Origin of the sequence: Paraburkholderia sp. (genome assembly GCF_050742655.1) — a bacterium.
In the GTDB taxonomy this organism is placed as follows: Bacteria; Pseudomonadota; Gammaproteobacteria; order Burkholderiales; family Burkholderiaceae; genus Paraburkholderia.
The window spans coordinates 308,329-332,188 of sequence record NZ_JBOIGG010000004.1 but is presented as its reverse complement, the minus strand read 5'-3'; the positions used below and the strand labels follow the sequence as shown (position 1 = coordinate 332,188).

General features: G+C 63.6%; 22 protein-coding genes and 1 tRNA gene. 3 read left to right on the top strand and 20 right to left on the bottom strand.

What is annotated here, in order from left to right; all coding sequences use genetic code 11:
* Positions 1-4: 4 nt before the first annotated feature.
* From nuoH to ACREXZ_RS08670, 15 genes are all read right to left on the bottom strand, one after another.
* The gene (gene nuoH / locus ACREXZ_RS08740) at positions 5-1,069 is read right to left on the bottom strand and encodes an NADH-quinone oxidoreductase subunit NuoH (RefSeq protein WP_431763647.1); all 1,065 of its coding nucleotides are present in this window, start codon (positions 1,067-1,069) and stop codon (positions 5-7) included.
* Positions 1,070-3,406 carry an NADH-quinone oxidoreductase subunit NuoG gene (gene nuoG / locus ACREXZ_RS08735; protein WP_431763646.1) on the bottom strand — a complete coding sequence of 779 codons (2,337 nt, stop codon included), beginning with the start codon at positions 3,404-3,406 and terminating at the stop codon, positions 1,070-1,072.
* A 53-nt stretch (positions 3,407-3,459) separates the two neighbouring features.
* Entirely contained in the window at positions 3,460-4,788 is a 1,329-nt protein-coding gene (nuoF, locus tag ACREXZ_RS08730; protein ID WP_431763645.1) for an NADH-quinone oxidoreductase subunit NuoF, read from the bottom strand.
* A complete protein-coding gene (gene nuoE, locus ACREXZ_RS08725; protein WP_431763644.1) occupies positions 4,785-5,270 on the bottom strand; it encodes an NADH-quinone oxidoreductase subunit NuoE in 486 nt (161 codons plus the stop codon). Before nuoE ends, nuoF begins: the two co-directional genes overlap by 4 nt.
* 144 nt (positions 5,271-5,414) lie before the next feature.
* Complete coding sequence (locus ACREXZ_RS08720) at positions 5,415-6,668, bottom strand: NADH-quinone oxidoreductase subunit D (protein WP_431763643.1); 1,254 nt, start codon at positions 6,666-6,668, stop codon at positions 5,415-5,417.
* A 9-nt stretch (positions 6,669-6,677) separates the two neighbouring features.
* The gene (locus ACREXZ_RS08715; protein ID WP_431763642.1) at positions 6,678-7,280 is read right to left on the bottom strand and encodes an NADH-quinone oxidoreductase subunit C; all 603 of its coding nucleotides are present in this window, start codon (positions 7,278-7,280) and stop codon (positions 6,678-6,680) included.
* A 21-nt stretch (positions 7,281-7,301) separates the two neighbouring features.
* Positions 7,302-7,781 carry a NuoB/complex I 20 kDa subunit family protein gene (locus ACREXZ_RS08710; RefSeq protein ID WP_006052903.1) on the bottom strand — a complete coding sequence of 160 codons (480 nt, stop codon included), beginning with the start codon at positions 7,779-7,781 and terminating at the stop codon, positions 7,302-7,304.
* 61 nt (positions 7,782-7,842) lie between these two features.
* On the bottom strand, positions 7,843-8,202 hold the full coding sequence (locus tag ACREXZ_RS08705; RefSeq protein ID WP_431763641.1) for an NADH-quinone oxidoreductase subunit A: 360 nt from the start codon (positions 8,200-8,202) through the stop codon (positions 7,843-7,845).
* A 156-nt stretch (positions 8,203-8,358) separates the two neighbouring features.
* Positions 8,359-8,443 (bottom strand) — tRNA-Leu (locus ACREXZ_RS08700).
* A gap of 112 nt (positions 8,444-8,555) precedes the next feature.
* Complete coding sequence (gene secG / locus ACREXZ_RS08695) at positions 8,556-8,933, bottom strand: preprotein translocase subunit SecG (RefSeq protein ID WP_431763640.1); 378 nt, start codon at positions 8,931-8,933, stop codon at positions 8,556-8,558.
* 78 nt (positions 8,934-9,011) lie between these two features.
* Positions 9,012-9,782 carry a triose-phosphate isomerase gene (gene tpiA, locus ACREXZ_RS08690; RefSeq protein WP_431763639.1) on the bottom strand — a complete coding sequence of 257 codons (771 nt, stop codon included), beginning with the start codon at positions 9,780-9,782 and terminating at the stop codon, positions 9,012-9,014.
* A gap of 178 nt (positions 9,783-9,960) precedes the next feature.
* Complete coding sequence (locus tag ACREXZ_RS08685) at positions 9,961-10,983, bottom strand: NAD(P)H-quinone oxidoreductase (RefSeq protein ID WP_431763638.1); 1,023 nt, start codon at positions 10,981-10,983, stop codon at positions 9,961-9,963.
* Positions 10,984-11,124: 141 nt separating this feature from the next.
* Entirely contained in the window at positions 11,125-13,257 is a 2,133-nt protein-coding gene (pnp, locus tag ACREXZ_RS08680) for a polyribonucleotide nucleotidyltransferase (RefSeq protein ID WP_431763637.1), read from the bottom strand.
* A 319-nt stretch (positions 13,258-13,576) separates the two neighbouring features.
* The gene (rpsO, locus tag ACREXZ_RS08675) at positions 13,577-13,855 is read right to left on the bottom strand and encodes a 30S ribosomal protein S15 (RefSeq protein ID WP_431763636.1); all 279 of its coding nucleotides are present in this window, start codon (positions 13,853-13,855) and stop codon (positions 13,577-13,579) included.
* A gap of 165 nt (positions 13,856-14,020) precedes the next feature.
* Positions 14,021-15,268 carry a branched-chain amino acid ABC transporter substrate-binding protein gene (locus ACREXZ_RS08670; protein WP_431763690.1) on the bottom strand — a complete coding sequence of 416 codons (1,248 nt, stop codon included), beginning with the start codon at positions 15,266-15,268 and terminating at the stop codon, positions 14,021-14,023.
* 227 nt (positions 15,269-15,495) lie between these two features.
* Here ACREXZ_RS08670 and ACREXZ_RS08665 point away from each other — a divergent pair, with 227 nt between their 5' ends.
* The 3 genes from ACREXZ_RS08665 to ACREXZ_RS08655 all read left to right on the top strand — a co-directional run bounded on the left by ACREXZ_RS08665 (position 15,496) and on the right by ACREXZ_RS08655 (position 18,548).
* Positions 15,496-16,059 carry a hypothetical protein gene (locus ACREXZ_RS08665; RefSeq protein ID WP_431763635.1) on the top strand — a complete coding sequence of 188 codons (564 nt, stop codon included), beginning with the start codon at positions 15,496-15,498 and terminating at the stop codon, positions 16,057-16,059.
* Positions 16,060-16,255: 196 nt separating this feature from the next.
* Positions 16,256-16,891 (top strand): carbonic anhydrase, encoded by a 636-nt coding sequence (locus tag ACREXZ_RS08660; protein WP_431763634.1) that lies wholly within the window; start codon positions 16,256-16,258, stop codon positions 16,889-16,891.
* Between the two features lie 88 nt (positions 16,892-16,979).
* Positions 16,980-18,548: a SulP family inorganic anion transporter gene (locus tag ACREXZ_RS08655; RefSeq protein WP_431763633.1), complete on the top strand. Its 1,569-nt coding sequence runs from the start codon at positions 16,980-16,982 to the stop codon at positions 18,546-18,548.
* 127 nt (positions 18,549-18,675) lie between these two features.
* Here the strand turns inward: ACREXZ_RS08655 and ACREXZ_RS08650 are convergent, their stop codons facing one another.
* The 5 genes from ACREXZ_RS08650 to ilvN form a co-directional block, all read right to left on the bottom strand.
* Positions 18,676-20,220: a 2-isopropylmalate synthase gene (locus tag ACREXZ_RS08650; RefSeq protein ID WP_431763632.1), complete on the bottom strand. Its 1,545-nt coding sequence runs from the start codon at positions 20,218-20,220 to the stop codon at positions 18,676-18,678.
* 331 nt (positions 20,221-20,551) lie between these two features.
* A complete protein-coding gene (pssA, locus tag ACREXZ_RS08645; protein WP_431763631.1) occupies positions 20,552-21,424 on the bottom strand; it encodes a CDP-diacylglycerol--serine O-phosphatidyltransferase in 873 nt (290 codons plus the stop codon).
* A gap of 20 nt (positions 21,425-21,444) precedes the next feature.
* The gene (locus tag ACREXZ_RS08640; RefSeq protein ID WP_431763630.1) at positions 21,445-22,083 is read right to left on the bottom strand and encodes a phosphatidylserine decarboxylase; all 639 of its coding nucleotides are present in this window, start codon (positions 22,081-22,083) and stop codon (positions 21,445-21,447) included.
* Between the two features lie 132 nt (positions 22,084-22,215).
* Positions 22,216-23,232 (bottom strand): ketol-acid reductoisomerase, encoded by a 1,017-nt coding sequence (gene ilvC, locus ACREXZ_RS08635; protein ID WP_431763629.1) that lies wholly within the window; start codon positions 23,230-23,232, stop codon positions 22,216-22,218.
* 115 nt (positions 23,233-23,347) lie between these two features.
* Positions 23,348-23,839: an acetolactate synthase small subunit gene (ilvN, locus tag ACREXZ_RS08630; RefSeq protein ID WP_133650607.1), complete on the bottom strand. Its 492-nt coding sequence runs from the start codon at positions 23,837-23,839 to the stop codon at positions 23,348-23,350.
* Between the last annotated feature and the right edge of the window lie 21 nt (positions 23,840-23,860).

The following is a 23,860-nucleotide window of genomic DNA, read 5'->3' as shown; positions in this document are numbered from 1 at the left end:
GCCTCTATTTCCAGATATTCAGTGGCGACATGATCCAGAAGCCGACCACGATCAGCCACACCACGCACACCGGAATAAACACCTTCCAGCCGAGGCGCATGATCTGGTCGTAGCGGTAGCGAGGAAACGTCGCACGCACCCAGATGAATACCGACAGCAGGAAGAACACCTTCAGCACCAGCCACACGATGCCCGGCACGAAGGACAGGAACCCGAACGGTGCGCTCCAGCCGCCGAGGAACAGCGTCGCTGTGAGCGCCGAGATCACGATCATGTTGATGTACTCGGCGAGGAAGAACAGCGCGAACGCCATCCCCGAGTAATCGATCATGTGGCCCGCGACGATCTCCGACTCCCCTTCCACCACGTCGAACGGGTGGCGGTTCGTTTCGGCGATGCCGGACACGAAGTAGACGACGAACATCGGCAGTAGCGGCAGCCAGTTCCACGACAGGAAGTTGAGGCCGTAGCTCGCGAAGATGCCATGCTCCTGCGAGTTGACGATACCGGACAGGTTCAGCGTGCCGGCCGTCATCAGCACGACGACGAGCGCGAAGCCCATCGAGATTTCGTACGACACCATCTGCGCCGCGGCGCGCATCGCGCCGAGGAACGCGTACTTCGAGTTCGACGCCCAGCCGGCGAGAATCACGCCGTACACGCCGACCGACGAAATCGCGATCGCGTACAGCAGACCGGCGTTGATGTCGCCGAGCACCGCGCCCGCCTGGAACGGAATCACCGCCCACACCGCGAACGCCGGCACGACCACCATGATCGGCGCGATCAGGTAGATCCAGCGGCTCGCCTGGCTCGGCTGGATGACTTCCTTCAGCAGCAGCTTCAGCACGTCGGCGATCGGTTGCAGCAAACCGGCCGGACCGACACGGTTCGGCCCGAGGCGCACGTGCATCCAGCCGATCAGCTTGCGCTCCCAGAGGATCAGGTACGCGACACACAGCAGGATCACGACGGCTACCACGAGGATGCGCACCAGCGCCCACACCGTAGGCCACGCGACGCCGAGAAGCTGGGTGCCGCCCGAGTTGATCGTATCGAACAGGCTCATTTACACCTTCTCCACCAGCAGTTCACCGAACAGGCTGCCCAGCGCGGCACCGGCGGGAGTCGCCGCCGACACGCGGACCACCGTCTCCGCAAGATTCGCCTCGCGCACGGCCGGCAACTGCACCGAGCGCTCTCCCTGACGGACACGAACCGCGTCGCCGTCCTTCAATCCCAGCTTGTCGAACAAGGCTGCGGGCAACCCGACCGTGTTCGCGACGCGGGCCGCGGCGGTCAGATGCAGCGATTCCGCACGGCGCACGAGCGAATCCGCGTGGTAGATCGGCACATCGGCGATGCGCTCGAACGCGCCGTTCGCGGTGTTTGCAACTCCGGCTGCACCGCGTGCAACCGGAGCCTGCGTGCGGTTCGACAGACGCGACGACAGATCGCCGTCGAGCGCCGCGTTACGCACTTCTTCCGCGGTATCGAATTCGAAGCCCGATGCGCCGAGCAGGCTGCCGAGCACACGCAGCACCTTCCATGCAGGACGCGTTTCGCCGAGCGGACGCACGACGCCGTTGAAGGTTTGCGACAGGCCTTCCGCGTTGACGAACGTGCCAGCCGTTTCGGTGAACGGCGCGACCGGCAGCAGCACATCGGCGTAGTCGGCACCGATCTGGAACGGCGACATCACGACGACCATCTCGGCCTGGTTCAGCGCCGCGAGCGCCTGCGCCGGATTTGCCGTGTCGAACTCGGGTTCGACGTTCAGCAGCAGATAGCCCTTGCGCGGCTGCTCGAATGCTTCACGCGCATTCAGGCCGCCTTCGCCCGGCAGTGCGCCGACCAGATGCGCGCCGACCGTGTTCGCCGCTTCCGGCAGGAAGCCGAGCGTGGCACCAGTCTGTTCGGCGATCCATTGCGCGGCGGCATGAAGGCTTGCGAATTCAGGATGCTGGACAGCGTTATTGCCGAGCAGCACGAGACGGTGTTCGCCGTTCGCGAGCGATGCCGCGACCTGCTTCGCTGCGTCCGATGCCTTCGCACCGGCAAACGCTTCAGGCAACGCGACGCCACGCGCTTCGGACACCGCTGCGGCGATGCCCGCGAGTTCGGCGAGCCACGCGGACGGCGCGGCAGCGATACGCTGCGCTTGCGGGATCAATGCGTCGTCGTTCGTCGCCTGCAACAGCGTGAGCTTCGCGCCCGACTTCGCCGCCTGGCGCAGACGCGCGGCAAGCAGCGGATGATCGCGACGCAGGAACGAGCCGATCACGAGTGCCGCGTCGACATTCGACAGTTCGGCGATCTTCGTGCCGAGCCACGGCGCACCGGTCGGTGCCACGGAGAAATCGGCCTGGCGCAGACGGAAATCGATGTTCGGCGTACCGACGGCCTGTGCGAACTGCTTCAGCAGGAACAGTTCTTCAACGGTGCTGTGCGGGCTCGCGAGCGCAGCCAGCGCATCCGCGCCGTGATCGCCCTTGATGCCGGACAGACCTTTCACGACGTAGTCGAGCGCGGTCTGCCAGTCGGTCTCGACCCACTTGCCGCCCTGCTTGAGCATCGGCTGCGTGAGACGTTCCGGGCTGTTCAGACCTTCATACGAGAAGCGGTCCTTGTCCGAGATCCAGCATTCGTTGATTGCTTCGTTCTCGAACGGCAGCACGCGCATCACGCGGTTGTTCTTCACCTGGACGGTAAGGTTCGCACCGACCGAATCGTGCGGGCTCACCGACTTGCGGCGCGACAGTTCCCACGTACGGGCGCTGTAGCGGAACGGCTTGCTGGTCAGCGCGCCAACCGGGCACAGGTCGATCATGTTGCCCGACAGTTCGGAGTCGACCGTCTTGCCGACGAACGACGTGATTTCCGAATGCTCGCCGCGGCCCAGCATGCCGAGCTCCATCACGCCGGCCACTTCCTGGCCGAAGCGCACACAGCGCGTGCAGTGGATGCAGCGCGTCATCTCTTCCATCGAGATCAGCGGGCCGACGTTCTTGTGGAACACGACGCGCTTTTCTTCGCTATAGCGCGAGCCCGACTTGCCGTAGCCGACCGCCAGATCCTGCAGCTGGCACTCGCCGCCCTGATCGCAGATCGGGCAGTCGAGCGGGTGGTTGATCAGCAGGAATTCCATCACGGACTGCTGTGCCTTCACCGCCTTGTCGGACTTCGTGCGCACGATCATGCCGGCCGAGACCGGCGTCGCGCAGGCGGGCACCGCCTTCGGCATTTTCTCGACTTCGACGAGACACATCCGGCAGTTCGCCGCGATCGACAGCTTCTTGTGATAGCAGAAATGAGGGATGTAGCTGTCGACCTTGTGCGCAGCCTGGATCACCATGCTGCCTTCGGCCACCTCGACCTTCTTGCCGTCTATTTCAAGTTCAACCATGATGGTCAATCTTCCTTAACCTGTTACCGCTGAATCGTTTGCCGTGATGCCGCTCAAGCAGCGACCGTTTCCGTCGCCGCCGCCGCATCGGCATGACCGCCGACGAGACAATGCTTGTGGGCGACGTGATATTCGAATTCGTCCCAGTAGTGCTTCAGCATCCCGCGTACCGGCATCGCCGCCGCATCGCCGAGGGCACAGATCGTGCGACCCATGATGTTTTCGGCGACCGAGTTCAGCAGGTCGAGATCTTCCGCGCGGCCCTGACCGTGCTCGATACGATGCACGACGCGATACAGCCAGCCGGTACCTTCGCGGCACGGCGTGCACTGCCCGCACGATTCTTCGAAATAGAAATACGACAGACGCAGCAGCGCGCGCACCATGCAGCGCGTTTCGTCCATCACGATCACCGCGCCGGAGCCGAGCATCGAGCCGGCCTTCGCGATCGCATCGTAGTCGAGGTCGGTCTGCATCATGATGTCGCCGGGGATCACCGGCGCTGACGAGCCGCCCGGAATCACCGCCTTGATCTTTTTGCCGCCGCGCATGCCGCCGGCAAGTTCCATCAGCGTCGCGAACGGCGTGCCGAGCGGCACTTCGTAGTTGCCCGGACGCTCGATGTCGCCCGAGATCGAGAAGATCTTCGTGCCGCCGTTGTTCGGCTTGCCGAGTTCGAGATACGCCTGCGGGCCGATCTCGAGCAGGAAAGGCACGGCAGCAAATGTTTCCGTGTTGTTGATCGTCGTGGGCTTGCCGTACACGCCGAAGCTCGCCGGGAACGGCGGCTTGAAACGCGGCTGGCCTTTCTTGCCTTCGAGCGATTCGAGCAGCGCAGTTTCTTCGCCGCAGATGTACGCGCCGTAGCCGTGGTGCGCATGCAGTTCGAACTTGAAGCCCGAGCCCATGATGTTGTCGCCGAGGAAACCCGCGCGACGCGCTTCGTCAAGTGCTTCTTCGAAGCGCTTGTAGGTTTCCCAGATCTCGCCGTGGATGTAGTTGTAGCCGACCGTGATGCCCATCGCGTATGCACCGATCGCCATGCCTTCGATCAGCGAATGCGGGTTCCAGCGCAGGATGTCGCGGTCCTTGAACGTGCCCGGCTCGCCTTCGTCCGAATTGCAGACGAGGTACTTCTGCCCCGGGAACTGACGCGGCATGAAGCTCCACTTCAGGCCCGTCGGGAAGCCGGCGCCGCCACGGCCGCGCAGACCCGACGCCTTGACGTCGGCGATCACCTGCTCGGGCGGAATCTTTTCTTCCAGGATGCGGCGCAGCTGCTTGTAGCCGCCGCGCGCGACGTAGTCTTCGAGATGCCAGTTGTCGCCCGTGAGGCCAGCGAGAATCAGCGGTTTGATGTGACGATCGTGGAGAGACGTCATTTCGAAAGTTCCTCGAGCAGCTGGTCGATCTTCTCGCGGCTCATGAAGCTGCACATGCGGTGGTTGTTCACGAGCATCACCGGCGCATCGCCGCACGAACCCATGCACTCCCCTTCCTTCAGGGTGAACTTGCCGTCGGGCGTGGTTTCGCCGAAGTCGATACCGAGCTTCTGCTTCAGGTAATGGGCCGCGCTTTCGGAGCCGCCGTCCGGACCGAGCTGGCACGGCAGGTTCGTGCAGAGCGTGATCTTGTGGCGGCCGACCGGCGACGTCTCGTACATCGTGTAGAAGGTCGCGACCTCCTGCACGGCGACGGCAGGCATGCCGAGATAGTCCGCAACGAACTGCATCAGTTCGGGCGACAACCAGCCGTGCTCTTCCTGAGCGACGGCCAGCGCCGACATCACGGCGGACTGCTTCTGATCGGCGGGGTACTTCGTCAACGCGCGATCGATTTCTTTCAGGCCTTCAGCTGAGATCATTTTCAGACACGACTCTATCAATTCCTACCGAACGAAAACCTGCCGCGCACAACCTGTTGCGACAGACCCGGCGTTCCTTGCTAGACACGCGCCGCGGGGACAATGCGGGCACGCGCCTCGATGATGATCGCCTAACGACCCAACCTAGCGATCGATTTCGCCGAACACGATGTCCTGCGTACCGATGATCGTCACAGCGTCGGCGATCATGTGGCCGCGCGCCATTTCGTCGAGCGCCGACAGATGCGCATACCCCGGCGCGCGAATTTTCAGGCGATACGGCTTGTTTGCGCCGTCGGAAATCAGATAGACACCGAACTCGCCCTTCGGATGTTCGACGGCCGCGTACGTTTCGCCTTCGGGCACGTGGAAACCTTCGGTGAAGAGCTTGAAGTGATGGATCAGCTCTTCCATGTTCGACTTCATGCCCACGCGCGACGGCGGCGCGACCTTGTGATTGTCGATCATCACCGGGCCAGGATTCTTGCGCAGCCACTCAATACATTGTTTCGCGATCCGCGTGGACTGGCGCATTTCCTCGACCCGCACCAGATAGCGGTCGTAGCAGTCGCCGTTCACGCCGACCGGGATGTCGAAGTCGAGCTTGTCGTACACCTCGTACGGCTGCTTCTTGCGCAGATCCCATTCGATGCCCGAGCCGCGCAGCATCGCGCCGGTCATGCCGAGCTGCAGCGCCCGCTCCGGGCTCACCACGCCGATGCCGACGAGCCGCTGCTTCCAGATCCGGTTGTCGGTGAGCAGCGTTTCGTATTCGTCGACGCAGGTCGGGAAGCGGTTGAAGAAGTCTTCGATGAAGTCGAGCAGCGACCCTTGCCGCGTTTCGTTCATCTTCGACAGCGCCTTCGCATTGCGAATCTTCGACGCCTTGTATTGCGGCATTGCGTCAGGCAGATCGCGATAGACGCCGCCCGGACGGTAGTACGCCGCGTGCATCCGTGCACCGGACACCGCTTCGTACACGTCCATCAGGTCTTCGCGTTCGCGGAACGCGTACAGAAATACCGCCATCGCGCCGACGTCGAGCGCGTGCGAGCCGATCCACATCAGGTGGTTCAGCACGCGCGTGACTTCGTCGAACAGCACGCGGATGTACTGCGCGCGGATCGGCACGTCGATGCCGAGCAGCTTTTCGATTGCCATCACGTAGCCGTGCTCGTTGACCATCATCGACACGTAGTCGAGACGGTCCATATACGGCACGGACTGGATGAAGGTTTTGCTTTCCGCGAGCTTTTCAGTGGCGCGGTGCAGGAGGCCGATGTGCGGGTCGGCGCGCTGGATCACTTCGCCGTCGAGCTCGAGCACGAGGCGCAGCACGCCGTGCGCTGCCGGATGCTGCGGGCCGAAGTTGAGCGTGTAGTTCTTGATCTCTGCCATGGCGTTCTCTTAGTGTTTCAGACCGCCATAGCGATCCTCGCGGATCACGCGCGGCGTGATTTCCCGCGGCTCGATCGTCACTGGCTGATAGACGACGCGCTTCTCTTCCGGGTCGTAACGCATTTCGACGTAGCCGGAAATGGGGAAATCCTTGCGGAACGGGTGACCGATGAAACCGTAGTCGGTCAGGATGCGGCGCAGGTCAGGATGGCCTTCGAACACGATGCCGTACAGGTCGAACGCTTCGCGCTCGTACCAGTTGGCCGAACTCCAGATCTCGACGACCGACGGCAGGATCGGCACTTCGTCGTCAGGGGCGAACGCGCGCACGCGCACGCGCCAGTTGTTCGCGATCGACAGCAGATGCAGCACGGCCGCAAAACGCGGGCCTTCGTACGCACCGTCGCCGTAGGTCTGGTAGTCGACGCCGCACAGGTCCATCAGTTGCTCGAAGCGCAGCGTGGGATCGTCGCGCAGACGCGTGACGACGTCGAGATATTCGCTCGCCTTCACGACGATCGTCAGTTCGCCGATCGCTTCGGTCACGCTCAGCAGGCGGCCGCCAAAGGCCGCCTCGAGGTTCGCTTTCAGGGTCTCGAGTTTGCTTGCCATAGTGTGGGGAAGGCTCTGGCCTTATTGTCGGGCGATGGTGTTGGTGCGGCGGATCTTGGCCTGCAGCTGGATCACGCCGTAGACCAGCGCTTCCGCGGTGGGCGGACAGCCCGGCACGTAGACGTCGACCGGCACGATGCGGTCGCAGCCACGCACCACCGAGTACGAGTAGTGATAGTAGCCGCCGCCGTTTGCGCACGACCCCATCGAGATCACCCAGCGGGGCTCGGCCATCTGATCGTAGACCTTGCGAAGAGCCGGTGCCATCTTGTTACACAACGTGCCCGCGACGATCATCACATCCGACTGACGCGGACTGGGACGAAACACGACGCCGAAGCGGTCGAGGTCGTAGCGGGCCGCGCCCGCATGCATCATCTCGACCGCACAACACGCGAGACCGAACGTCATCGGCCACAGCGAGCCGGTGCGCGTCCAGTTGATCAGTTTGTCAGCCGTGGTGGTGACAAACCCTTCCTTCAAGACCCCTTCGATACTCATTTTCTTTCCACTCCAGACGGGCGGCTAGCCATGGCCGCCCATGCAAACCGGCATTAACCCGTCATTCCCAGTCGAGACCGCCTTTCTTCCAGATATAGGCGAAGCCCAGCAGGAATTCGAGCAGAAAAATCATCATCGACATGAACCCCGGCCAGCCGATGTCGCGCAGGGCCACGCCCCACGGGAACAGGAATGCCGTTTCAAGATCGAAAATGATGAAGAGGATGGCCACGAGGTAGTAGCGCACGTCGAACTTCATGCGCGCATCTTCGAACGCTTCGAAGCCGCACTCGTACGGTGCGTTCTTCGCGGTGTCGGGCCGGTTGGGACCGAGGATCTTGCCAATGCTGACCAGTGCTACGCCTAAACCGGTGCCCACGAGGAGGAACAACAAAACGGGGAAATAGGCTGCGAGGTTCAAGACTATCCTCAATCGGTTGGTTCGGTGTACTGCCGGAGCGTAACACCGGCGCGTCATTTACTTCGGCCTGCTTGACGCTGTCAGCCCACAGTAATCCGTGGACCAGAAGTAGAAATGCCAGCCGAAGCGAAGCAATCGGCTGGCATTAGATAACATTGGTGCCGACGGCGAGACTCGAACTCGCACAGCTTTCGCCACTACCCCCTCAAGATAGCGTGTCTACCAATTTCACCACGTCGGCACTGTCTGCAATCCGGGAAAACAACCAATAAAACCCGCGAATCGCTTCAAGACAGCAATTGTAACTGGTTCAAACAGTTTGTTCAACGCACAAAACCGCGCCGATCGAAAATTTATTTCGGTACGTCCTGGCCCGGCGTCGATGCTGCGGAAGCCGCGGCCGGCGTCGATCCAGGGACCGGCGCAGACGCTGCGGAAGCCGCGACCGGAGCCGTCACCGCTTCACTGAGCACACCCGCCGAAGGCCTCGATTTGTAAGAGCCGAGGTAGGTCAGCGCGAGTGTCGACACGAAGAAAACCGCAGCGAGCACCGCAGTCGTTCGCGACAGAAAGTTCGCAGAACCGGTCGCGCCGAACAGGCTTCCCGATGCGCCGCTACCGAATGCCGCACCCATGTCCGCGCCCTTGCCGTGCTGCAGCAATACGAGGCCGATGATGCCCAGTGCCGACAGCAACTGCACGACGATAATCAATGTCTTCAAATACAGCATCACACCACCCGAGTCTCATTTAATCGGACGACATGCCACGCATGCCGCCTCGAGCCACCTCGCCTGCACGCCTGCCGCTCAAAGCGTCGCGGCTGCTGCGTTGCAGATTGCGAGGAAATCCTGTGCCTTCAACGATGCGCCGCCAATCAGGCCGCCATCGATATCCGGCTGACGAAACAACTCTTCCGCGTTATCCGGCTTCACACTTCCGCCATACAGCACGGATACGCCGCCTACCTCTGCACCTCTCGCCACGAGAAGCTTCCGCAGAAACGCGTGAACCGCCTGCGCTTCAGCCGCCGTCGCGCTTTTGCCTGTGCCGATCGCCCAGACCGGCTCGTAGGCGACCACGATACGCGCGGCTTCTTCGAGCGACAGCCTCGCGAGCACTTCGTCGAGCTGCACACCGACCACCTGCTCCGTCGTACCGGCTTCGCGCTGCTCGAGCGTTTCGCCGACACATACGATCGGCGTCAAACCCGCCGTCAGTGCACGCCCCGCCTTGATCGCGACGAGATCCGCGCTTTCGCGGTGATACGCGCGCCGCTCGGAGTGCCCGACGATCGCGAACGTCGCACCGAACTCCGCCACCATCTCCGCTGCAACCTCGCCGGTGTACGCGCCCTGCAGATGCGCCGACACGTCCTGCGAACCCCAACCGACGACGCTACCGGCCAGCAACGTCTGCGTCTGCGCGAGATACGGACACGGCACGCACACGCCAACCTTCACCTGCTCCGGCAACCGGCTGGCCGCCTGCGCAACGGCATCCAGCAGAACCGCATTGTCGGCCAGCCGACCATGCAACTTCCAGTTGCCGACCACCAGTTTCTTTCGTTGTTGGGACATCGTCTCGTTCCGTCGTGGCTGGGTCGTCGATAGGACGAAACGGATGGCGCACGAATGCCGGCCCGGCTCGTCCCGCGTCGTACAGCGCGCGCAAAACGCGCAATTTTACTGCGTCAGGCCGGACCGGGTCAAACCGCGATGCCGCGTATCCGCACCCTTTTACTGCGCGAGCGCGGCCTCAGGCCACACTCGTCACGCCCCAGTCCAGCACGATCTTGCCCACGTGCGTACTGCTCTCCATCAGCGCGTGCGCCTGCGCCGCCTGCGCGGCCGGGAACACCTGATGCACCACGGGCTTGATGCGTCCGCTCTCGAGGTGCGGCCACACGTGCTCCTTCAACCGCGCGGCGACCTTCGCCTTGAATTCTACCGACCGCGGACGCAGCGTCGAGCCGGTCACCGTCAGACGGCGGCGCAGCACGTCGTTGAGATTCAGCTCCGCTTTCGCGCCGCCGAGCAGCGCGATCAGCACGAGGCGTCCGCCGTCCGCGAGCGCCGTCAGTTCGCGCGGCACGTAGCTGCCCGCCACCATGTCGAGAATCACGTCGACGCCGCGGTCGTTCGTCAGCGACTTCACGACCTCGACAAAGTCTTCGGTCTTGTAGTTGATCGCCCGTTCGGCACCGAGCGCTTCGCACGCGCGGCATTTGTCGTCGGACCCGGCAGTAGCGAACACGCGGAAGCCGAGCGCGTGCGCGATCTGGATCGCCGTCACGCCGATGCCGCTCGAGCCGCCCTGCACCATGAAGGTTTCGTTTGCGCCGCCCTCGCCCGCGCCCAGCTGCGCGCGATCGAAGACGTTGCTCCATACCGTGAAGAAGGTCTCGGGCAGCGACGCGGCCTCGACATCCGACAGCCCTTGCGGCGCCGGCAGACATTGCGCAAGCGGCGCTGTCGCGTACTCCGCGTAGCCGCCGCCAGTGAGCAGCGCGCACACGCGATCGCCAATCTTCAGGCCGAACGGATTGTGCTTCACGTCGAGCGAACCGCCGACGATCTCGCCCGCCACCTCGAGGCCCGGCAGATCCGATGCCCCCGGTGGCGGCGCATACGCGCCCTTGCGCTGGAACACGTCCGGCCGGTTCACGCCCGACGCAGCCACCTTGATCAGTACTTCGCCTGCTTTCGGCTCCGGCATCGGCCGCTCGGCGAGCTTCAAGACTTCAGGCGCACCGAACTCGGTAATCTCGATCGCTTTCATCCGTCGTTACCTCCAAGGTCTGGATTGCGCTGTGAACCCCGCGAACGCGGGATGCACAGGACAATCGGCCCTAAAACAACCGGCCCTGCATGAAAAACGGCCGGCGCGCATTCGCGCTGCCGGCCGTTGCCTCTTACCGCGTTACTGCTGCGGCGTCGGCTCGCCCTGCGGCGCTTCGTTCAGCAGCGCCTTCGCGGACAGACGCACACGACCCTTCTCGTCCGTCTGGATGACCTTGACCTTCACCTGCTGGCCTTCCTTCAGATAGTCGTTGATGTCCTTGATGCGCTCGTTTGCGATCTCGGAGATATGCAGCAGACCGTCCTTGCCCGGCAGGATGTTCACGATCGCGCCGAAGTCGAGCAGCTTGAGCACCGAGCCTTCATACACCTGGCCCACTTCGACTTCCAGCGTGATGTTCTCGATGCGCTTCTTCGCCTCGGCCATCCCTTCGCTGCTGGTGCTCGCGATGGTGACGACGCCGTCGTCGGAGATATCGATCGTCGTGCCGGTTTCTTCGGTCAGCGCGCGGATCACCGAGCCGCCCTTGCCGATCACGTCGCGGATCTTTTCCGGATTGATCTTGATCGTGATCATGCGCGGCGCGTAGTCGGACAGCTGCGTGTTCGCACCCGACACCGCCGAGCTCATCTTGCCGAGAATATGCAGACGGCCTTCCTTCGCCTGAGCGAGTGCGACCTGCATGATTTCCTTCGTGATGCCCTGGATCTTGATGTCCATCTGCAGCGCGGTCACGCCTTGCTCGGTACCCGCCACCTTGAAGTCCATGTCGCCGAGGTGATCTTCGTCGCCGAGGATGTCGGTCAGCACCGCGAAGCGGTTGTCCTCGAGAATCAGGCCCATCGCGATGCCCGCGACGTGCGCCTTCATCGGCACGCCGGCGTCCATCAGCGCGAGGCAGCCGCCGCACACCGAAGCCATCGACGACGAACCATTCGATTCGGTGATTTCCGAAACGACGCGGATCGAGTAGCCGAATTCTTCAGCGCTCGGCAGACACGCGACCAGCGCGCGCTTCGCGAGACGGCCGTGACCGATTTCGCGACGCTTCGGCGAACCGACGCGACCCGTTTCGCCGGTCGCGAACGGAGGCATGTTGTAGTGGAGCATGAAGCGCTCGCGGTATTCGCCTTCGAGCGCGTCGATGATCTGTTCGTCACCCTTCGTGCCGAGCGTCGCGACGACGAGCGCCTGCGTTTCGCCGCGCGTGAACAGTGCCGAGCCGTGCGTACGCGGCAGCACGCCGGTACGGATCTCGATCGGGCGCACCGTGCGCGTGTCGCGGCCGTCGATGCGCGGCTCGCCGTTCAGGATCTGCGAACGGACGATCTTCGCTTCGATGTCGAACAGCACGTTGCCGACGCTCGCCTTGTCCGCTGCAACCGTACCTCCGGCCACTGCGTCTTCTTCGAGCTTCGCGGACGTCGCTGCGTAGACTTCCTTCAGCTTCGCCGAACGTGCCTGCTTGTCGCGGATCTGATAAGCGGCGAGCAGATTGGCTTGCGCGATTTCCGTCACGCGCGAGATCAGCGCTTCGTTCTTCGGCGCCGGCTGCCAGTCCCATTCGGGCTTGCCGCCGTCACGCACGAGCTCGTGGATCGCGTCGATCGCGATCTGCATCTGCTCGTGGCCGAACACGACCGCGCCGAGCATCACTTCTTCCGGCAGTTGCTTCGCTTCCGACTCGACCATCAGCACCGCGCGTTCCGTGCCCGCGACCACGAGGTCGAGGCTCGATTCCTTGATCTGCGCGCGCGTCGGGTTGAGCACGTATTCGTTGTTGATGTACGCGACGCGTGCGGCGCCCACCGGGCCGTTGAACGGCAGGCCGGAGATAGCCAGCGCCGCCGATGCGCCGATCAGCGCGGGGATGTCGGCCGGCACTTCCGGGTTGATCGACATCACGTGGATCACGACCTGGACTTCGTTGTAGAAGCCTTCCGGGAACAGCGGACGCAGCGGACGGTCGATCAGGCGCGAAATCAGCGTCTCGCCTTCGGACGGACGGCCTTCGCGGCGGAAGAAGCCGCCGGGGATCTTGCCGGCGGAATAGGTCTTTTCGATGTAGTCGACAGTCAGCGGGAAAAAGTCTTGACCGGGCTTCGCGGTTTTCGCGCCGACGACCGTGGCGAGCACCACGGTATCTTCGATGTCGACGAGCACCGCGCCGCCTGCCTGGCGGGCGATTTCACCGGTTTCCAGGCGAACGGTATGTTGTCCCCACTTGAACTCTTTAACGATCTTATTGAACATTAGTCACTCCTTTACGCTTCGTTATGCCGCGCGGACTAGCAGCGGCGCGGCAACGCCATGACCGGGGCCGCGCGGGCAGAGGAGTGTTATGCCATTCCAGAGAAGCGCGCCGTGCGCGAACCGCTGGAATGACACAAAGCTCTGCCCCGAGGCCCGGCCGTGTTTCGGGTTGCCGCCGGGTGTTTCGCGCCGCATCGAATGACGGGAACGAACGACGGCGGACAACCTGCCGGTGCGCATCACATAAAGCGCACCATTCAAAAACAAAATGCCTGTATCAGTGGAACTGACACAGGCATCTTGGTGAGAGACCGTCCGATTACTTACGCAGACCCAGCTTCTCGATCAGCGTGCGGTAACGGTCGGCGTCCTTGCCCTTCAGGTAGTCGAGCAGCTTGCGACGGCGGCTCACCATGCGCAGCAGACCGCGGCGGCTGTGGTGATCCTTCGTGTGAGCCTTGAAGTGAACGGTCAGTTCGTTGATGCGGGTCGTGAGCAGCGCGACCTGCACTTCAGGGGAGCCGGTGTCGTTGGCAGCGCGTGCGAATTGCGCGACGACGTCGGACTTCTTGGCAATGGTAACTTCAGCAACAGACATGTTGATTTCCTTAAGTACTAGACAGGCGGTCACGGAAGAATGGCCGTGCCGTGATTTACAGCGGAACGCGATTGTAACACAGCGTGTGTGCCGGGCGAACCCCCTGTGTTTCCGCGTTTTTCGGAGGGATTGGCCCGTTTTGAGGCCGCTGGGGCCGGCCCGTGCTCAGGGCCGCTGCATCCGGCACACGGTTGCCGGCGCCGTGCGCTCGGGTGGCAGCGCGAGCACGGTCCGGAAGCCATAGCCGGACCCCTCGTTGTCGAAGCGCACCCCCGGCGTGCCGGCCTTGTCCATCTCCATTACGTACAAAGGCTGGATCAACTGATGGTCGTCGGCGCGCATCCACACCGGATGGAAACCGTTGTCGAACTTCATCCCTTCCAGAGCATGCGCGACTGCCGCTGGCTGTGCGCTGCCAGCACGGGTCATCGCCGCGGCGAGCATCTCGATCATCAGCTCCATGCGCAGCACCGGGTAGTCGTCCTGAGCGGCCGGGTAGCGCACGCGGAACGCGCGATACCAGGCGTCCGACGCGGCACCGCCCGCATTCGGATGCCAGTCGGCAACTGCCAGCACGCGTTTCACGCCCGCGTCGCCGAGCGCCGCCGGCGCGCCAAGGCTGTTGCCGTAGAACGTGTAAAAGCGGGTGTCGAGGCCCTGCTCGCGCGCCGCCTTCACGAGTAGCGTCAGATCGTTGCCCCAGTTGCCCGTGACGACCGCATCCGCGCCGCTCGCACGGATCTTCGCGATGTACGGCGCGAAGTCCTTCACGCGACCGATCGGGTGAAATTCGTCGCCGACCACCGAAATGTCCGGCCGCTTCGCCGCGAGCGCCGCGCGCGCGAGGCGGCTCACGTCGTGGCCGAAGCTGTAATCCTGGTTCAACAGATACACCTTCTTCACCGACTGGTCGTGCTGGATCACGTCCGCGAGCGCGTCCATCCGCATGCCGGCATGCGCGTCGAAGCGGAAATGCCAGAAACTGCAGTTCGCGTTCGTCAGCGCGGGATCGTCGGCGGAATAGTTGAGGAACAGTTCGCGGTTGTCCGGCTCGCGGGCGTTCTGCTTGTCGATCGCCCCGAGCAGCGCGGCCGCGACCGCCGAGCTGTTGCCCTGCAGGATGAAGCCGATGTGCTGGTCCGCCGCGGCGCGTAGCTGGACCAGCGCCTCTTCGGTGCTGCCCTTGCTGTCGAGCACCACGAGTTCGAGCGGATGCGCGCCGTCGGCGAGCTTCACGCCGCCGCGCGCGTTCACCTGCTCGACGCCGAGCCGCAGGTTACGTTCCACCGCGGCACCCGCATTCGCGAACGGCCCGGACATGCCCTCGATCATTGCAAGCCGGATCGGCTCGCCCGCTGCCGACGCCGCGAGCGGCGCCATCGTCATCGAGATGGCGAGCGCGGCCAGCGCCATGCTTCCCCACTTCGTCCACCCTGCCCACCGGATTGCCATCGTCGTTCCGCCCGATTCGTCGAAGCGCGGATCATAGGACGCCCACGCCCACGAGAGCAAGCCCGCCAGACGGACAATGCGCGACGCTATGCGCGCCCGGCAATCCTTTCCCGGCCCGCGTGTCAAAATAATGCACTCGACGCATTCCACAACGAGCCGTCAGTCGTCGCCTGTCACCGGAGGAATTCATGTCTACCCGTCTTTCATCCGCAGCCGGAACCGCTCCCGCCGTGCGCTCGACGTCGCCGCGCACGCGGCTGCGGCGTCTGGCCGCGGCCTGCCTCGGCGCGCTGACGCTGGCCGGCTGCGTGCAACCGTGGCAGCGGTTTCAAGCGGGCGAGGATCAATCGACCGTCGTCGCGAAGCTCGGCCCGCCGCGCGAAGTCTACGATCTGCCGAACGGCGGCAAGCGGCTGATGTGGCCGACCCAGCCGATGGGCGAAACAACGGTCGCCGCCGACATCGACGCGTCCGGCAAGGTCGTCAACGTGCGCCAGGTGCTGCAGCCCAACGAGTTCTATCGCGCGGAGATCGGCAAGTGGACGAAGAACGACGTGCTCGTCAACTTCGGCCGCCCCGAAGAGACCGCGTATTTCCCGTTGATGAAGCGCGAGGTCTGGACCTATCGCTATCTCGAGGACAACGTCTGGTACATGATGTACAGCTTCTACTTCGACGCGCAGGGCATCGTGCGCCTCACACAGAAAACGCCTGACCCGCTGCACGACCCGGATCGCCGCAGCTTCTTCTGATGCCGATCCAACCCGCAGGACACGCAAGCCGCCTTTCGCAGGGCGGCTTTTTTTTATTTATGTCGCATGGGATACGATTTTTTTCTGACGCGCCAATAATTTTTCGATAGAAAGCTATTGGTAAGGTTTAACCCGATGCAGACGGCCGCCGCGCAAACGGCGGCGACGCATCGAACGAACGATGGAGCCGCTTTAGATGGATCGTCCGAAACGCATGCTGGTCGCCAACATCGCCTGGGCGCGGGAAGCCGCCGCCCGCGACCCGCAGTTCTTCACGGGCCTGACGCAGGGCCAGAATCCGCACGTGCTGTGGCTCGGTTGCTCGGATAGCCGCGTGCCCGCCGAAACGATCACCCATTGCGAGCCGGGCGACCTGTTCGTCCACCGCAACATCGCGAACCTGTTCGATCCCGACGACGACAACGGTGCGAGCGTGCTCGAGTACGCGGTCCGCGTGCTGGAAGTCGGTCACGTAATCGTCTGCGGACACTACGGCTGCGGCGGCGTGCGCGCATCGCTGCTGCCGCTGGACCCGTCACTGCCGCACGTCAACCGGCGCATCGCGCCGCTCTGCACGCTCGCGCATACGCATCGCGACGAACTCGCGCAGCACGAATCGGAGGCCACGCGCGTGAACCGGCTCGCGGAACTGAACGTGCTCGAGCAGGTGCGCCAGCTACGCGCTCATCCGATCGTGCGCGACATGGAACGGCCACCGCTCGTGCACGGCTGGATCTTCTCGCTCGAAGACGGCGGGCTCAAAGTGCTCGCGTCCGGCTATCCGGACGATGCCCCCGTGCGTGCGCCGTCGACCGCAGCGCCTTCCACATAACGCTTTCCGGGGCACCGCGAGGCGACGACGCACACCGGCGCGTCGTCGGTCGCTACCCGATTACCGACTCCCCACTCCGCCCGATACCATGACCGACCGACTCAGTCCCTCCACGCTTGCCCGCGACCTGTTCGCGGGCACCGTCGTCTTTCTCGTCGCGTTGCCGCTGTGCCTCGGCATCGCCAACGCATCGGGCGTCGAGCCATTTGCCGGGCTCGTGTCCGGGATCATCGGCGGGCTGATCGTCGCGGCTTTAAGCGGCTCGCGGCTGAGCGTCAGCGGACCAGCGGCGGGCCTCGTCGTGATCGTCGTCGAAGGGATCGCGCGACTCGGCAGTTTTTCGGCGTTCCTGCTTGCGGTGCTGCTGTCGGGCGCGATCCAGTTCGGCTTCGGGATGCTGAAGGCGGGCCGGTTCGCCGCGTACGTGCCGTCGCCGGTGATCAAGGGCATGCTCGCGGCGATTGGCCTGCTGCTGATCGTCAAACAGGTCCCGCTCGCGCTCGGCATGAGCGGCACCGGCGCGGACGCCGCCCTACACACGGCAGGCAGTCTCGCGACGCCGTTCGGCTCGCTGTCGCTCGCGGCATGCGCAATCGCCGGGTTATCGCTTGCGCTGCTCGCCGCGTGGGAAACCCGCGCGTTGCGCCGCTTCACGCTCGTGCGCCTGATGCCCGCGCCGCTCGCGGTCGTGCTGCTCGGCATCGCCGCGACCCTCGCGCTCGACGCGTTCGCCCCCGCCTTCGCGCCGGCCGCCGGACACCGCGTCGCACTGCCCTCGCTTGAATCGTTCGCGGCGCTGCGTGCGGCACTCGCGCTCGCCGACTTCGGTCCGAATCTCGCGCAACTCGTCAATCCGGACATCTGGCGTGTCGCGTTCACGCTCGCGATCGTCGCGAGTCTCGAAACGCTGCTGAGCCTCGAAGCAGTCGAACAGATCGATCCGAAGCGTCGCACCGCGCCGCCGGATCGCGAGCTGAAGGCACAGGGCGTCGGCAATCTGATCGCCGGCGCGATAGGTGGGCTGCCGATCACATCGGTGATCGTGCGCAGTTCAGCGAACGTGCACGCGGGCGCGCACAGCCGGCTGTCCGCGGTGATTCACGGTGTGCTGCTGCTCGTCAGCGTGTTCGCGTTGACTAGCGTGATCAACCTGATTCCGCTCGCCTGCCTCGCGGCGATCCTGATCTTCACCGGCGTGAAACTCGCAAAGCCGTCACTGTTTGCCGCGACCGCGAAACAGGGATTCGCCGTATTCGCTCCGTTCATCGTGACGGTGATCGGTGTGTTCGCGACCGACCTGCTGATCGGCATCGTGCTCGGCATGCTGTGCAGTGTGCTGCTCACACTGCACGCCAACCTGCAGCGGCCGATCACGCTCGCGCAGCACGACGATCACTACCTGCTGTCGTTCCGCAAGGACGTGTCGTTTCTCGGCAAGGTTTCGCTGAAGCACTATCTGCAGCAGATCCCCGACGGCGCGACGCTGATCGTCGATGCGATGCGCGCCGACTTCATCGACCACGACGTGCGCGAGCTGATCGACCGCTTCGCCGCCGACGCGCCGCGCCGTTCGATCGCGGTGGAGGTGCGCCAGCACGCGCACGCAGCCCGGCGTCCGGCGCGCGAATGGACGTGGCGCCGGCCAGCCGCCGAATAAGCATCGGTAACAAGGTAAGGCGCTAAAGAGGCAAAGAAAAACCCCGCGCTTCGTCGAAGCACGGGGTTTTCAGAGTGAAGCAGCGGTACGCCGGGACGCGAGGCCGTTAAATAGGCGCGGCCCTGCGTTACGAGCGCTGCGGGTTCAGCTTGTCCACGTTGCTATACAGCTTGTTGAGCGCCGAGATGTACGCTTTCGCCGACGCCGCGACGATGTCCGGATCGGTACCGACGCCGTTCACGATGCGTCCGCCCTTCGACAGCCGCACCGTCACTTCGCCTTGCGCCTGCGTGCCGGTCGTGATCGCGTTGACCGAGTACAGCAGCAGTTCCGACCCGCTGCCGACGACCGATTCGATCGCGTTCAGCGTCGCATCGACCGGCCCGTTGCCCTTCGCTTCGCCGGTGACTTCCTTGCCGTCGACCGAGAACACGATCCGCGCATGCGGCTGTTCGCCGGTCTCCGAGCGCTGCGACAGCGACACGAACTTGTAGTGCTCCTTCTGCTGCGCTTCGGCCGATTCTTCCGTAACGATCGCGATGATGTCCTCGTCGAAGATTTCGGCCTTGCGGTCCGCGAGCTCCTTGAAGCGCGCGAACGCGGCGTTCAGTTCGCCTTCGCTGTCGAGCGTCACGCCCAGCTCCTGCAGCCGCTGCTTGAACGCGTTGCGTCCCGACAGCTTGCCGAGCACGATCTTGTTCGCGGCCCAGCCCACGTCTTCCGCGCGCATGATCTCGTAGGTGTCGCGTGCCTTCAGCACGCCGTCCTGGTGGATGCCCGACGCGTGCGCAAACGCATTCGCGCCGACCACCGCCTTGTTCGGCTGCACGACGAAGCCGGTGATCTGCGACACGAGCTTCGATGCGGGCACGATCTGCGTCGTGTCGATACCGAGTTCGAGGCCGAAGTAGTCCTTGCGCGTCTTCACCGCCATCACGATTTCTTCGAGCGATGTGTTGCCCGCGCGCTCGCCGAGACCGTTGATCGTGCATTCGACCTGACGCGCGCCGCCGATCTGCACGCCGGCCAGCGAATTCGCGACCGCCATCCCGAGATCGTTATGGCAGTGCACGGAGAACACGGCCTTGTGCGAATTCGGAATGCGCTCGCGCAGCGTCTTCACGAGATTGCCGTACAGATCCGGCACGCCATAGCCGACGGTGTCCGCGATGTTGATCGTCGTCGCGCCTTCGGCGATCACTGCCTCCAATATGCGGCACAGAAAATCCATGTCGGAGCGGCTGCCGTCTTCCGGCGAGAACTCGACGTCGTCGGTGAACTTGCGCGCGAAGCGCACGGCGAGCTTCGCCTGCTCGAACACCTGGTCGGGCGTCATGCGCAGCTTCTTTTCCATGTGCAGCGGCGACGTTGCGATGAACGTGTGGATGCGGAAATGATCGGCGGGCTTCAACGCATCGGCGGCACGCTGGATGTCTTTATCGTTCGCACGGGCAAGCGAGCACACGGTGCTGTCGCGAATCGTCGAAGCGATTGTCTGGATCGCGTCGAAGTCGCCGTTCGAGCTGGCGGCGAAGCCCGCTTCGATCACGTCGACTTTCATCCGTTCGAGCTGCTTCGCGATACGGATTTTTTCTTCCTTCGTCATCGACGCACCGGGCGATTGTTCGCCATCGCGCAGCGTCGTGTCGAAAATGATCAGCTTGTCTGCCATCTCGGGTCTCCGTGGGGATTCGTGGGGTTCGTTGAGTAACTTTATGCAGGAAACGAAATTCGGGTGTTCGCGCCACCGCTGGCGACGCTAAACCACGCACGAGGCAGACGGGGGCGAGAACGATCAGCGCGGCAGGCGCGCTAGCGCTAGCACGCGTAGCGGCGCGCCGGCTTGAGGAAGAAGGGAAATCGTGGGGAATCGCATCCGCCAAATATAGCGGCAATCCAGCAAACGTGCAATTGGCGCAAAGCCTGCCCCGGAAAGGGAAACGGCAGCCTTACGTTACCGTTTGGCTGCCGTTTCTCCGTACCTGCGTAGCACGAGCTACGTGTCAGTTCTCTCGCTGCGACGAACGGGCCGGATTGGCCCGGCCGCGCGCCGCGCGCCACGCCCAGAACACGTAGCCGGACAGCCCGTACAGCACGAACAGGCCGAACAGCATCAGCGGCGGATCGGACGACACGAGCACGAACGCGACCACCACGAGCAGGATCGCCGCGAACGGCACGCGATGCCGGACGTCGAGCGCCTTGCCGCTGTAGAACGGCGCGTTCGACACCATCGTCACGCCCGCATAGACGGTCAGCGCGAACGCGACCCACGGCAGCCAGACCAGCTTGAGCGGCACGCGGTTATCGGTGGCAAGCCACACGAAACCCGCGATCAACGCGGCCGCGGCCGGGCTCGGCATGCCCTGGAAGAAGCGCTTGTCGACGACGCCGATGTTCGTATTGAAGCGCGCGAGCCGCAGCGCCGCACCCGAGCAGTAGACGAACGCCGCGAGCCAGCCCCAGCGCCCGAGGTCTTTCAGGATCCATTCGTACATCACGAGCGCCGGCGCGACGCCGAAAGACACCATGTCGGACAGGCTGTCGAACTGCTCGCCGAACGCGCTTTGCGTATGCGTCATCCGTGCGACGCGGCCGTCCATGCCGTCGAGCACCATCGCGACGAAAATCGCGATCGCCGCGACTTCGAAGCGCACGTTCATCGCCTGCACGACGGCGAAGAAGCCGCAGAACAGCGCGGCCGTGGTAAACGCATTGGGCAGCAGATAGATGCCCCGCTTGCGCAGAAACTGCTGACGCCGGGCGCGGCGGCTGTCGGTCACCACCGGCTCCTGCACCACCGGCTTGTTGCGGCGAAACGCTCGCGGCAGTGGTGCGCCGCCCTGGCGCGGACGACGCGGTTTGAATGCGGCCATCGGAAACTCCTTATGCCGGCTTACAGTTCAGCGAGGATCGTCGACGACGCGGATACCTTTTCGCCGATCGACACGCGCGGACGGCTGCCTGTCGGCAGGTACACGTCGACCCGCGAACCGAAGCGGATGAAGCCGTAACGTTGACCGCGCGTGAGCGGTTCGCCGGCGCGCACATAGCAGAGGATCCGGCGTGCGATCAGCCCCGCGATCTGCACCGACGTCACCGTGTGACCGCTCGCGGTTTCGATCACGAGCGCGTTGCGTTCGTTCTCGAGCGACGCCTTGTCGACGGCAGCGTTCAGATAGGCGCCCGGAAAATACTCGACCTTCGAAATCGCGCCATCGACCGGCGAGCGCTGCGAATGCACATTGAATACGTTCATGAACACGCTGATCTTCAGCGCCTCGCGATTCGCGTAAGGATCGTGCGCGGTTTCGACCGCGACGATGCGGCCGTCGGCGGGACACAGCACCGCATTCGCCTGGGTGGGAATGGGCCGTGCGGGATCGCGGAAGAACTGCACGACGAAGATGAGCAGCAGCCAGAACGGCCACGCAAAGCCGAACCCCGCGATGAAATTGATCAGCAGCGCAACGACGGCGGCGATCGCGATGAACGGCCAGCCTTCGCGCGCGATGATCGGATGAGGGTAATTCATGAGTGGCTTCACTTTTTTGTAAAACCGTAGGATAGCAAAAGCCGTCCAGGGTTCAGCACGCCTGGACGGCTTTTTGATGCGTTGCACACGGACAGCGCGAACTCCGCGCTGCCGCAGCGACGAAATGCCGGCTTAGTTCTTCGACTGATCGACCAGCTTGTTCTTCGCGATCCACGGCATCATCGCGCGCAGCTTCGCACCGACCTGTTCGATCTGGTGCTCGGCCGTCAGACGGCGGCGCGATTGCAGCGTCGGCGCACCGGCGCGGTTTTCGATGATGAAGCTCTTCGCGTACTCGCCGGTCTGGATGTCCTTCAGGACGTCCTTCATCACCTTCTTCGTTTCAGCGGTGATGATGCGCGGACCCGTCACGTACTCGCCGTACTCGGCGTTGTTCGAGATCGAGTAGTTCATGTTCGCGATGCCGCCTTCGTAGATCAGGTCGACGATCAGCTTGAGTTCGTGCAGGCATTCGAAGTACGCCATTTCCGGCGCGTAGCCCGCTTCGACCAGCGTTTCGAAACCGGCCTTGATCAGGTCCACGGTACCGCCGCACAGAACAGCCTGTTCGCCGAACAGATCGGTTTCGGTTTCTTCGCGGAAGTTCGTTTCGATGATGCCGGCACGGCCGCCGCCGTTCGCCGCCGCATACGACAGCGCGATGTCGCGCGCCGCACCCGACTTGTCCTGCGCGACCGCGATCAGGTGCGGCACGCCGCCACCCTGCGTGTACGTGCCGCGCACCGTGTGGCCCGGCGCCTTCGGCGCGATCATGATCACGTCGAGGTCCGCACGCGGGATCACCTGACCGTAGTGGACGTTGAAGCCGTGCGCGAAGGCGAGCGCCGCGCCTTCTTTCGCATTCGCGTGCACTTCCTTGCTGTACACCTCGGCGATCTGCTCGTCGGGCAGCAGCATCATGACGATGTCCGCACCCTTCACCGCTTCCGCGACTTCCTTCACGGTAAGGCCAGCGTTCGCGGCCTTGCTCCACGAAGCGCCGCCCTTACGCAGACCGACGGTCACGTTCACGCCGCTGTCCTTCAGGTTCAGTGCGTGCGCATGGCCTTGCGAGCCGTAGCCGATGATCGTGACCTGCTTGCCTTTGATGAGGGAGAGGTCGGCGTCCTTGTCGTAGAAAACTTTCATGTCTGTTCCTTGGCGATATTCAAATCAGTGAAATCAGTGGACCCGGACGATGCCGGGTTTGCTGCAGGGAATGGCCGGTGACGCGCGGCGCGTCCCGGTCCCGATCGATGTGGCGTCAAACCTTCAGGATGCGTTCGCCGCGCCCGATGCCGGAGCCGCCTGTGCGGACCGTTTCGAGAATCGCGGTGGCGTCGAGTCCTTCGAGGAACGCATCGAGCTTGTTGCTCGCACCCGTCAGTTCGATCGTGTAGGTCTTCTCGGTGACGTCGATGATGCGGCCGCGGAAAATATCCGACATCCGCTTCATTTCTTCACGCTCCTTGCCGACTGCCCTTACCTTGATCAGCATCAGCTCGCGCTCGATGTGGGCGCCCTCGGTCAGGTCGACCACTTTCACCACCTCGATCAGGCGGTTCAGATGCTTCGTGATCTGTTCGATCACGTCGTCCGAGCCAATGGAAACGATGGTCATGCGCGACAGCGAATGGTCTTCGGTCGGGGCCACCGTCAAGGTTTCGATGTTGTACCCGCGTGCGGAAAAGAGGCCGACCACGCGCGACAGCGCGCCGGGTTCGTTTTCCAGCAGGACGGAAATAATGTGTCTCATATTCGCTTCTTCCAGATGATT